Below are 11,990 nucleotides of genomic sequence, written 5' to 3'. Positions count from 1 at the left end.
AAGTAACTATTCCTTCCAAATTCATTTCAATAATTGGATTGGGAATTAGTTCCGGAAAAGAAGCTAAACGGGCTAAAGCCACATCACTAGCATCCTGGATACTAGCATCTTCATTACTAAAAATTAAGGTTTCAAAGGGATTAACTGAATGTTCCTGTTCTGACAACAAGTCAGATAATGCTTCGACAGTGAATGCTTCAGGTATATCTTGTTCTGCTAAATTATAAATTGCGTAGTAGACAGCTTTAGCTTGATTAGAACCGAACTCAATTATATCCCCATGCTTGAGATCGTGAGAAAGGCATTTAGTGCCGTTAACAAATAAACCATTAGTACTGTGTTTACCATTGAAGTTACCATCTACTACTCGAAAACCATATTGGTCACTTTCTGGAACAGTTACCCTTAGTAAAATAGCGTGCTGGCGAGAAACTGAACGGGAACGCATAACTATAGAATTTCTTGAATCTCGCCCCAGAGAATAAGTAGCCTCATGAAGAGTAATAACTCTTTGTCCCTGAATATCTTTGACAAGGAAAAGGTGAATTATTTTCTCCCTATCATTATCTCCTGACATGGAATATTCCTCAAAAAATTATTATTTATGTGGTTTTTTATCTAAAAAATTAAACTAAAAATACTGAATCACGTAAATTTTTGACTTTAACCTCCACTTGACTAAGCTATTGCTTTATTAACTAAATTGCCATTTCCCAGGAAACAGCTATTACAAATTCCCAGTAATTAAATCTGGGGAAGAAAAATAAAATAGATGAGTTATTTTGTGTAGGTAAGATTGTGTTAATTGTTCTCTCTGCTGACGAATGAGATGAGAAAAGTTTTGGTTGCCAGTCATTTATTTGTTTTTTTTCTTTCTTAAATAACTAGAATAAAATCAAATACCAGCAAGAACACATCGTATATTTGCGGAACTTTTAGTTTGTTCCGGATTGGCTAAATCAAATATAAATTATATGTGAGGTTTATTAGCTTATCATTTACGAATAAGCACTAAAAGTATTACTTGTTACTGTTAAGCTAAATTTTATCTCTACTTTATACTCCCATTGTCAATATCTCAGAATAATCACTTATGGAAATGAATTTGTCATGTTTAGTTGACAAAAAAATAGCCTCTTTCACACTGTAATAGGGAAAGAAGCATTAACTGATATGGCAGTATTGACTAGAAAAATGCCATAAAAAAGTATTGTGCAAAAAGACTTAAGTTCTCGACTAATTTAGCTGAGTGTAGAATTGTAACAAAAAGGAACAAAGTTTTTTAATTATGCTTAAGCATTTATCTATTTATCAGACTTTGGGTATTTTTTTAAGTATGGCTTTGCAAAATACCAGGTTCTTGTTGCATTGGTAAGATATCTAAGATATCAGTCTGTGCACAATACTTGAGATCCTCATGGCTATTTAAGCCCAACAGACGTTTACCATGGCTTGCATGGTGCAATAGTCCGAGTAGATCATTTTGCCACTGACCGTAAAGAGCGATCGCACTAATTAATTCATCATTACCCGCAATTTCATTGGCAGATAAATTAGTTTGCTGCAAAATACTATGGGCAATGGCACCAGCACAAACAGTATCCTCTAAAGAGAAAGTACCTTCCCAACCAGAACCCACAATCCATACGATTTCTGGTTGATTTTGCAAAAGATATTTAACTACAGCATTACGATTAACCAAGGCGGCGGTAATTAAAACTTTGGCATTTTCCACTCGTTGCAAAGCGCGAGTACCATTGGTAGTACTAATAAATAAACGCTTCCCCTGTACTTTGTCAGGAATACAATCAAGAGGCGAATTACCTAAATCAAAACCCGGAACTTTAGCGCCTCCACGTTCCCCAGCACGGAGACGCTTTTCAACTGGCCAAGATTCACTAGTTTGTGTAAGCAAGTCTAAATCACTGAAAACCTGCACTGCTTCTCCTCCAGAGGCTAAAACCTTAGCCATAGTGGTAGTTGCTCGCAGCACATCAACTACGATCGCACATTCAGGGAGGCAATCAGTAGGGGTTAATTCCGGAGTATGGTAAACGAATAACTTCACGCGCTGGCTCAACCCAATCTAAATATTAAGGACTGAGATCACATTTTACGACTTGATGACATTTAAGTGATCTAGTTCGAATTGCATCTAGCTCCTTGCCTATTTTAAAATAGTAAAGGGCGCTGCTGCGTCTACAATCTTTCCCTCATACAATATGGCACCTTTACCAAATTACCGTCCGAAACAACTATCAGTAGGCCCTTTGGAAGCAGAAATATTGCAGATAATTTGGGAATTGAGCGAAGTTACGGTTAAAGATGTGCACGATCGCATTCTTGCTGACCCTAGTCGAGAATTGGCGTATACTTCTGTCACCACGGTGTTACGTCGTTTGACAGAAAAAGGCTGGCTGGCTTGTAATAAAAATGGACGTGCCTTTTATTGGCGACCATTGGTAACAAAGCAACAGTCAGAAATGATTAAGGCACACGAACAATTACAGCGATTTTTGGCTGTGGGTAATCCTGATGTAGTCGCCGCTTTTGCTGATAGCCTCGATGAAGCAGCCAGCGAACAAATACAAACGATCGCTAAACGCATTCAAGCAGCTAGGCAAGCCAGGGAGGAATAAATATAATGCATCTAGTGATGATTTTGACTGCTGTTGCAGTTGCTTGCTGGATTAGATCCCAAGGTCATGAATCCCCAGGTCGCTGGATTGTCCGTTGGCGGCGATCGCTATTTTTATTTCTCTTTCCCCCTTTGTTAATTTTCATGACAGTGATCGCTCTTGTGTGCATGGGGCCTAAAGGTAAAATGGGACACTGGCAAGCTGGTTGGTTGGGTTATGTAATTTCATTAAGCTTGCTGGTATTTTTTGCCTTTATATGCATTCATCTAGCATGGCAAGGCTGGCAATCAGTCAAATCAGCACAGAAATGTCCGCAGATAGTTATTGATGGTAAAAAAACTCGTATTCTATCGACACAAGCCCTATTTGCTGGTCAAATTGGCTTTTGGCGACCAGAATTAGTTATCAGTCAGGGAATGGTAAATACCCTCTCTCCAGAGCATTTACAGACGGTTATTGCCCACGAAAAAGGACATTACCATTACCGAGACACATTTTGGTTTTTTTGGTTGGGTTGGGTGCGTAACTGTACCAGTTGGTTGCCTAATACAGATGATTTGTGGCAAGAACTCTTAGCATTACGGGAACTACGAGCAGATGCCCACGCCGCTTTACAGGTAGATCCCTTGCTATTAGCTGAGTCCTTGTTATTAGTAGTTAGTGATATGTCTGTAAATACTGGTATCCTTTGTGCAGCATTGGGTACTTCTGGGAGCGATCGCTTAGAACAACGGATTGAAGCTCTACTGACACCACCGGAACCAAATCCAAAATTAAGTTTGCAATCTTGGCAACAATTTATCTGGGCTTTTATACCTTTAATAACAGTGATATTTCATACATGAAATTTAGATATATTTGATTAACTCATAACGGACAAATTAATCAACTTGAGACATCGGGTAAATCCAAAATCCAAAATTTTTATGACAATTTACTTTTATAGTACCCGTGAAAAATATGGTTTTTTTTCTAACTTTTCTCCACATGGTTTTGAGTTAGATGGATTTTGGTGGTTAACTAGTGAACATTACTTTCAGGCGCAAAAATTTGTCGAAAGCGATCGCCCTTGGTTTGATAAAATCCGGGAAGTGAAAATGCCCAAAGAAGCAGCAAAAATGGGGCGCAGTCGTAAACATCCTCTGCGTAGTGATTGGGAACAAGTAAAAGATGAAATTATGCAGCAAGCAGTGTTGTGTAAGTTCCAAACACATACTGGTATTAGGGAATTATTGCTGGGTACGGGAGATGAATTGATTGTGGAAAATTCTCCTATTGATTACTACTGGGGTTGTGGTGCTGATGGTAGTGGGAAGAATAGGTTGGGTGAAGTGTTGATGACAGTCAGAGAAATATTACGTCATCACTAAATAATTGGTAATACTGTTTTCTAGGAGATTACATTAATTGAGCAGATTCATATAATCTTTTCACCATAGCCATTAACTTCTCTCCATATTCCGTATCTGCTGACCATCTACCTGATAATTGATTAATTAAAGGAGCAATACCACGGGTAACGAAGCGAAAGCGCGGATCAACAACTTCTTGCACCAGAGGTTCTAAACTAGCATAGGCTTTCAAATGTTGAATATGGGCTCGCACTCCTATTCTAGTATTTGTAAAAGATGCTGCTTCAGCACCTCCACCAACCGTACCTAAACCAGCAAAGTTGTTTTGCTCTGGTTTGATATCGCCGCCAAAACGTAAAAATCCAGTTTCTATACACATTTGACAAAAAGCAATATCGTAATTAACTCCTTCCGTAGTACCTTCTTCTCGATAAAATTTAGGTAAATCGGGAAACTGAGTTAAAGCATTGCCATTATTTTGGTTCAAAAATGAACTTAACTGTGCTTCAGAAGTATTACCATGGGACATAACCAGGTCAATTTGACCAGGACAAATAGCTAAATTAGAACGTAAAATTACTGTGCGAGTTGCTCCATCCCAACCCACAGAAACATTAAATTCCCGTAATTCCACAGCTTTAATATACACAACTTGCCGATAGTTAATGCGGCGGACATTGGGAGATTTTGACAAATCAATTCGCAACAGATCTACTAAATCTACAGGAATATAAGCATTACCGTTGACTAATATGCCTTGTTCTGCATAATTTTGCCCATTAATTTTAATATTGATGACTGGATAAGTTGTTTGAGGTGGTGTGGAACCAGGATCGATAATTCGACTCCAAGAAGTCAGTCCATCGGCGATTCCTTGAGCAAAATCAAGGCGACGGTTTTGCAATAAAGCTCTATCTTCGGGGTTACTGAGAAAACCAACTTGTAAATATATAGAAGGAATTGCTACCTGACGACAAAACGCTAAACGACCTAATCCACTTTCCGTATCTGGTTTGACTCCGCGATTCGGGAGTTGGGGAACCCGGCGTAATAGCCCTAGGAGCAACAAATCAGCGTGTTTTCTCCGTTCATCATTATTCGTAATATAAAAGACGCTGGCTCCCCTTACAGAAGGGTTTCTGGCTGCATCTGCATGGATTTCGATCGCCACATCCCCAGAACGATCCCGTGAGTTAATCCAGTTGATAGTTTGAGCAGCACTCAAATCATCGGGAACCGATAGGACTTCAAAACCGGCTCCCCTCAATTCAATCACAATTAAATCCCGTAGCAATATCATTTCTCGGGCTTCCGTTGTTCCACCTGCAACTGAGCCTGGATCTATTCTTCCTCCTTCTCTACCCCCGTGAGCGGCTGAAATAAAAATACGTCCCATCTTCAGTATTTCCTCTTATAAAACTAACCGTGAGACATTTTATATAGCATCCCAGGTGTGACAACAACAATATAATAACGATGGATGTTGTTTTGGGAAGAGTGAAGGAGTGAAGGAGTGAAGGAGGGAAGGAGGGAAGGAGTGATGTAGAATCAATCCACAATCAACAATCCAAAATCTAAAATCTAAAATCTGAAATCCAAAATATGCAAATTCAACGCTTGCACCCCGATACAATTGAGGAAGTGAAACAACGGACCGACATTTATGATGTTGTGTCTGAGTATGTTGTTTTACGCAAGCGCGGTAAGGATTTTGTTGGTTTATGTCCTTTCCATAATGAGAAAACTCCCAGTTTTACTGTCAGCCAAACCAAGCAAATGTATTATTGCTTTGGTTGTCACGCTGCGGGAAATGCAATCAAATTCTTGATGGAGTTAGAAAAAACTTCATTTAGTGAAGTCGTATTGGACTTAGCACGGCGTTACCAAGTCCCTGTCAAAACTTTAGAATTTGAACAAACCCAAGAGTTACAACGCCAATTGTCTCTCAGGGAACAATTGTATGAAGTGCTAGCTCTGGTAGGGCAATTTTATCAACATGCTATCAAACAACCCCAAGGAAAACAGGCATTAAATTATCTAATTAGCGATCGCCAACTCTCTGATCAAACTATACAACAATTTGGCTTGGGTTATGCTCCTCCAGGCTGGGAAACTCTTTACCGCTACCTGGTGGATAATAAACGCTATCCGGCGCAGTTGGTGGAGCAAGCGGGATTGATTAAGCCACGGAAGGAGGGAGGGGGCTATTATGATGTATTCCGCGATCGCTTGATGATTCCCATCCATGACATTATGGGACGGGTAATTGGTTTTGGTGGTAGAACCTTAGGGGAGGATCAACCAAAGTATCTTAATTCTCCAGAAACAGAACTTTTTCATAAGGGTAAAACTTTATTTGCCCTAGATAAAGCAAAAACGGGAATTTCCCAAATGGATGGAGCAGTGGTGGTGGAGGGATATTTTGATGCGATCGCTCTCCATGCTGCTGGGATAAATAATGTGGTAGCATCTTTGGGTACAGCCTTTAGTGCAGAACAGGCTCGACTGGTTTTGCGTTATACGGATTCTAAGCTAATTGTATTTAACTTTGATGCTGATGCTGCCGGTATAAATGCTACGGAAAAGGCTATTGGAGAAATTGCTGAATTAGCATACAAGGGTGAAGTTAAGCTAAAGATTCTTAATATTCCTGATGGTAAGGATGCTGATGAATACTTACAGGTGCACACCCCAGAAGATTATCATCAGTTGTTAACTAAGGCTCCCCTCTGGTTAGATTGGCAAATCCAAAAAATTATCAAAGATAAGGACTTAAAACAAGCAACTGATTTTCAGCAGGTGTCCCAAGGATTAGTAAAAATACTGAAGAATATAGGCAATAGTGATACTCGTAGTTATTATGTTTCCCACTGTGCGGAAATCCTCAGTTTAGGAGATACCAAACTCGTCCCCCTACGCATTGAAAATCTCTTAACTCAGATTTCTTCCACTACTAGTTATGAGCAATCTAAACCAACATACATCAAAAAGCCCCAACCTGTTACCTCACCTCAAAAAGCAACATCTGCAGAAGGTAATCTGTTAGAAGTAGCAGAAGGTTTATTATTACAAATTTATTTACACTGTCCCGAATATAGAGAATCTATTTTTAATAGCTTAGAAGAGAAAGATTTACAATTTAGTTTGTCCCATCATCGTTTTTTGTGGCAACAGATTTTAGAAATATTAGACAAACCGGAATATGATTTACTCTCAATAGTACAAGATAGATGTTTGGAATTTCCTGAAGAAATGGATTCACTGTCTCATTTATTCCATCTCAATGAGAAAACCCAAAAAGATATATTACGCATACCATTAGTTATCCAAGATGCAATGGCTTGCATAGAAATAGTAATCAGAGAAAAACGGTATCGCCACTTTCTCAAACTTTGGCAACAAACTAATCCAGAAACAGAAGAATGGCAATTTTATTATCAAGCTTTCTATAAAGAGCAGCAGCTTTGTGAACAATTATACCAGAAACGACAATCTTTGAAAGAGCTATTAGGAATGGGTGAATCGGGTGATTGGTGAAAAAATTGTGACTAATTTAGTTGAATGCTGAAACTAAAATCCTTGTTCAGCAATCTGCCCTATGTTTAGTTTAGATGTGTTGGATTTCAAACTATACCAATTCAAATAATGTTTGCGACACATACATTTTTCGTAAGGGCACGGCATCCCTAATCTTTGGTATATAAAATTATCTTACTGATGCCGTGCCCCTACCCATCTGTCCCATTCTTTTTTCAAAATGGGATTACCCCAGACACAAATTTCTGGTGTTTCCAACTAATCCGAATTAACCCAATCGGTGGGGCGAAAACTCCGGGTGATTATGGTGGTACATGTATTGACTGTTTCCAACTAATCCGAATTAACCCAATCGGTGGGGAGTTCGCTGAGTAGCCTTTACCCAGTAAGGGTTTCAGCCTCCAAATCGACGCATCTCTGAAAAACATCATAAATGCTCCTCAAAATTGCGTCAAGCACATACCTCAAACCCTTGTCCCGTAAGCAATCGACGCATCTCAACTAAATAATAGGCATTTGGGCGATTTGACGGGATGCGTCGATGACCATGTTACAAAACCTCCTCATAATCTTCCCAAAACCTTATAGAATCTAGACTTACAGCCTTTCCATCCGGATTAGAGACACCGATTTACAAACAATTGTTAATTTAAAGTAGCGGCTTTAAAAAAAGCAACTTATGAGAAGCTGTTTGGCATAAAATTAAAGGTGGGAAAGAAGGAACAATTGTGTTTTATCGTAATTTATTAACTGTTTATCAACAAGCTGATTCTAGCTTTTTAATGGACGAATTGGAGAGAACAATTTCACAATTAGAGAAAATTATCAAATAGTACCATGGCGAGGAATTTAAAATTCAAAATATTTATTATCTCAAAGAGCAAAAAGGGCAAAGGTGCGTCTTGTATCCTTTTGCCCTAAATATCCAGGTTTTGATTGTCAGAAAATGAGTCTCTACTGCCAGACATAAATTAGGATAAACAAAACAATCCAAATTACATCTACAAAGTGCCAGAACAGAGAAGTGGCATTAACTCCAAAATGACCTGTATCGTAGTTGCCAGGGATAAAAGAACGTGCTAATACAATCCCTTGCAACAATATACCAGTGAAAACGTGTAAACCGTGGAAGCCGGTGAGTAGGTAGAATGTACCACCATAGACACCGTCAGTAAAACCAAACTCCAGGTTACTCCATTCAATTGCTTGTCCAATCAAAAAGTAGGTTCCCATTGCCATTGTTAACAACAGAAACAAGCGGAATCCCTTTAAATTATGATTTTGCAGAGCCCGTTCTGCTAGGTAAATGACAAAACTACTAGCGACTAGAACCACTGTATTGATTGCTGGATCTTTGACTTCCAATCCCGATACACCGCTTGGTAGCCAATCAATAGTAGTGGTTTTATAGACAATATATCCAGCAAAAAAGCTGAGGAAAATTACACTTTCTGATAATAGAAAGACAATAAAGCCAAACATCTTATTGCCTTCTTCATCATGGCCGTGTTCGCCACCTGTTTGATGTGCAGGAGATTGTAACTCCTCGGAAATGATGTAACCGTCCATTGGTTTAATTCGTAGTACGTAATTCGTAGTTCGTAATTGAGAGAGTGAGGGAGTGATGGAGGGAGGGAGTGAGGGAGTGATGGAGCGATGGAGTGAGGGAGTGATGGACTGATGGGTTTGTAATCAACTATCAACTATCAACCATCAACTATCAACTATCAACCATCAACCATCAACTATCAACTATCAACCATCAACAAAACTCTCTGCATCCTGGGTTTCTGTTTCTGTGGATAAGTCAAGAGTCAAAGTGTGGCTATGACTATGGCTAGGAGCAACCAATGGTTCTGATTTACCGTAGCCGTAGGGTTCGCTGAGCACAACGGGAATTTCCTCAAAGTTTTCTACTGGTGGTGGAGAGGAAATTAACCACTCTAAACCAATTGCTCGCCAAGGATTGTCTGGTGCTTTTTCTCCTTGCATCCAGGAGGCAATCATATTAATGATGAATGGTAATGTAGACACGCCCAGTAAGAATCCACCGAGACTGGCAATGTTATTCCAGAAAATATACTCTGGGAATGGTGCATAGGAAGATACCCGGCGTAGCATCCCTTGTAATCCTAGGGGGTGCATGGGTAAAAAGTTCAAGTTAGTACCGATAAAGGCTAACCAGAAATGCAATTGTCCCCAGCCTTCCATGTACATCCGACCAGTCATTTTGGGGAACCAGTGGTAAATGGCAGCGTACATCCCCATTGTGACTGTACCATACAGAACATAATGGAAGTGACCCACTACAAAGTAAGTATTATTAACGTGGACATCCACGGGTACGGAAGAAAGCATAATACCTGTGATGCCTGCAAAGACAAACATCACCAGTCCACCTAAAGCAAACATCATGGCTGTATTCAGCCGCAGTTTACCACCCCAGATAGTACCAACCCAGGCAAATACCTTAATCCCAGTAGGTACGGAAACAAACATAGTTGTCAGCATGAACAGCATCCGCATCCAGCCAGGAGTACCACTGACATACATATGGTGTACCCACACAATACCACTAACTAGAGCGATCGCCATTGAAGATAGGGCAACTACTTTATAGCCAAATAGAGGTTTGCGGGAGTAGACGGGAAAGATCTCAGAAAAAATACCAAATATAGGTAGGATAATTACGTAGACTGCGGGGTGAGAGTAAAACCAGAAGTAATGTTGGAATAGGACTGGATTACCACCTTGAGCAGGGTTAAAGAAGCTAGTACCTACAGTTAAATCCAGGAGTAACATGACTGCACCGGCTGTCAGAGCAGGTAATCCAAATAATTGGATAATCTGGGCACTAAATACTGCCCACACAAAGATAGGCATCCGGAAAAAGCCCATACCAGGGGCGCGCATCTTCACAATGGTAGTAACAAAGTTAACAGCACCCATAATGGAAGAGACACCGGATATTGCCACCGCCAACAGCCAGAGAACCTGACCATTAATTAAATTACCCGTGGGATTCTGGATACTTACGGGTGGATAAGCCCACCAACCAGCTTGTGCTGGCCCTCCAGGGACTAAAAAGCTACCCATGAGTAGTACGCCGACTACTGGTACCATCCAAAAGGCAACAGCATTGAGTCGAGGAAATGCCATGTCCTTAGCACCAATCATAATTGGTACTAAATAGTTAGCTAGACCAACTAGGGATGGGAATGTCCACAGGAACAGCATGATTGTGCCATGCATGGTGAACATCCCATTATAGACAGTGCGATCAATTAGGTCTGATTCGGGAGTCATCAGTTCTCCCCTAATCACCATGGCAAAAATACCACCGACTAGGAAGAACATGAAAGAGGTAACCAGGTATTGAATACCAATGACCTTATGGTCAGTACTAAAACTAAAGTATCGTTTCCAGTCGTTGGGAGGCTCCTGATAAGGAATCTCGCTGGCGATACTGATGGTGTCGATTTGAGTATGTGTCATCAGTTACTTTCCTTTCAACGGTCGTAATTGACCATAGGAGGGTTGGCAGGTGCAACAGTAGCCCAACCAGTTTTCATGGGTTGATTCAATGCCTGGGCATATTCAGAGGCAGCTTGATTATTTGCTGGAATGGGTTTGTTAGTCGCAACTTTTGCCAGCCAATTATGGAAATCATCGGCAGATTCCACTACTACATCTGCTTGCATGGTGGCAAAATATGTACCACTATATTGAGAGTCAGTCAGTAAATATTTACCTTCCTGGATGGGGGTAAATTCAAAGTCTAGGGTTTGGTTGGGGATAATATCTTGCTTGACTCGGAAAGCAGGAATATAGAACCCATGCAATACATCTGCTGATGCTAATGCTAAATGAATTCGATGGTCTGCGGGTAAGTGTAATTCCGTACTGGTAATGTTCTTTTCTGGATAGTGGAATACCCAAGCCCACTGTTTCGCAACCACATCAATGTTTTCTACGGGTGTATCAGTTGCATCTTGGGGAGCTGCATATGCTGATTCCACTACCTTGGGCATATGCATAGCTTCCATTGGTCCTCGGATACCCATTTGTTCGTAGATTTGGTAGCTGTAGCCAGCAATCCACAATACTAGCAAAACAGGAATAGCTGTCCAGACCACTTCTAAGGTAATATTACCTTCGATGGGAGGGCCATCACTCAGATCATCCTCCTCCGCCCTATGGAAAATTAGAGAATAGATGACGGTTGAGGTGACTCCGAGGAAAATAAACGATCCTAGAGTGACCAAAAAGCTAATCAGATTATCAACTAATCGAGATTCTGCCGCAGCCTCTGGAGGAAGCCAAGAATAAGCTTGCTGTCCTATCCAGAAACTGATGCCACCAAGTGCGATCGCACCTATAGTTATTATTACAATGTTCCGGATTTTCATAGCCATAATTTCGATTGGTTATGAGCAATGAGGTATGAGTTATGAGTTTTCAC

The 11,990-nt window shown here is 40.3% G+C and carries 10 protein-coding genes; 4 read left to right on the top strand and 6 right to left on the bottom strand.

Annotation, left to right across the window (positions count from 1 at the left end; translation table 11 throughout):
• Both CALSC_RS18005 and CALSC_RS18000 read right to left on the bottom strand, forming a co-directional pair.
• On the bottom strand, nucleotides 1–577 hold a 577-nt coding region (locus CALSC_RS18005; protein WP_143288295.1), incomplete at its 3' end, for an FHA domain-containing protein.
• Between the two features lie 753 nt (nucleotides 578–1,330).
• Entirely contained in the window at nucleotides 1,331–2,068 is a 738-nt protein-coding gene (locus tag CALSC_RS18000) for a 2-phosphosulfolactate phosphatase family protein (RefSeq protein ID WP_088242673.1), read from the bottom strand.
• A gap of 154 nt (nucleotides 2,069–2,222) precedes the next feature.
• On the opposite strand from CALSC_RS18000, the gene CALSC_RS17995 reads away from it, so the two are divergent.
• The 3 genes from CALSC_RS17995 (at nucleotide 2,223) to CALSC_RS17985 (ending at nucleotide 4,009) form a co-directional block, all read left to right on the top strand.
• Nucleotides 2,223–2,639, top strand: coding sequence for a BlaI/MecI/CopY family transcriptional regulator (locus CALSC_RS17995; RefSeq protein ID WP_088242672.1), 417 nt, complete (start codon nucleotides 2,223–2,225; stop codon nucleotides 2,637–2,639).
• 5 nt (nucleotides 2,640–2,644) lie between these two features.
• Nucleotides 2,645–3,484, top strand: coding sequence for a M56 family metallopeptidase (locus tag CALSC_RS17990; protein WP_088242671.1), 840 nt, complete (start codon nucleotides 2,645–2,647; stop codon nucleotides 3,482–3,484).
• Between the two features lie 81 nt (nucleotides 3,485–3,565).
• The gene (locus CALSC_RS17985; RefSeq protein WP_088242670.1) at nucleotides 3,566–4,009 is read left to right on the top strand and encodes an NADAR family protein; all 444 of its coding nucleotides are present in this window, start codon (nucleotides 3,566–3,568) and stop codon (nucleotides 4,007–4,009) included.
• Between the two features lie 28 nt (nucleotides 4,010–4,037).
• On the opposite strand, the gene tftA is transcribed toward CALSC_RS17985, so the two are convergent.
• Complete coding sequence (tftA, locus tag CALSC_RS17980; RefSeq protein ID WP_088242669.1) at nucleotides 4,038–5,387, bottom strand: hormogonium tapered terminus morphoprotein TftA; 1,350 nt, start codon at nucleotides 5,385–5,387, stop codon at nucleotides 4,038–4,040.
• 206 nt (nucleotides 5,388–5,593) lie between these two features.
• Between tftA and dnaG the strand changes: the two genes are divergently transcribed.
• Nucleotides 5,594–7,528 (top strand): DNA primase, encoded by a 1,935-nt coding sequence (gene dnaG, locus CALSC_RS17975; protein ID WP_088242668.1) that lies wholly within the window; start codon nucleotides 5,594–5,596, stop codon nucleotides 7,526–7,528.
• A 954-nt stretch (nucleotides 7,529–8,482) separates the two neighbouring features.
• Here dnaG and CALSC_RS17970 read toward each other — a convergent pair.
• From CALSC_RS17970 to CALSC_RS17960, 3 genes are all read right to left on the bottom strand, one after another.
• Nucleotides 8,483–9,097, bottom strand: a complete 615-nt coding sequence (locus tag CALSC_RS17970) for a cytochrome c oxidase subunit 3 (protein ID WP_088242667.1) — start codon at nucleotides 9,095–9,097, stop codon at nucleotides 8,483–8,485.
• Between the two features lie 186 nt (nucleotides 9,098–9,283).
• Nucleotides 9,284–11,023 carry a cytochrome c oxidase subunit I gene (locus CALSC_RS17965; RefSeq protein ID WP_088242666.1) on the bottom strand — a complete coding sequence of 580 codons (1,740 nt, stop codon included), beginning with the start codon at nucleotides 11,021–11,023 and terminating at the stop codon, nucleotides 9,284–9,286.
• A 14-nt stretch (nucleotides 11,024–11,037) separates the two neighbouring features.
• A complete protein-coding gene (locus CALSC_RS17960; protein ID WP_200817678.1) occupies nucleotides 11,038–11,937 on the bottom strand; it encodes a cytochrome c oxidase subunit II in 900 nt (299 codons plus the stop codon).
• Nucleotides 11,938–11,990 lie beyond the last annotated feature (53 nt).

Source organism: Calothrix rhizosoleniae SC01 (genome assembly GCF_900185595.1).
GTDB lineage: Bacteria > Cyanobacteriota > Cyanobacteriia > Cyanobacteriales > Nostocaceae > Calothrix_A > Calothrix_A rhizosoleniae.
The sequence above is the reverse complement of the archived record's forward strand: the minus strand, read 5'-3'. Positions and strand labels throughout refer to the sequence as shown.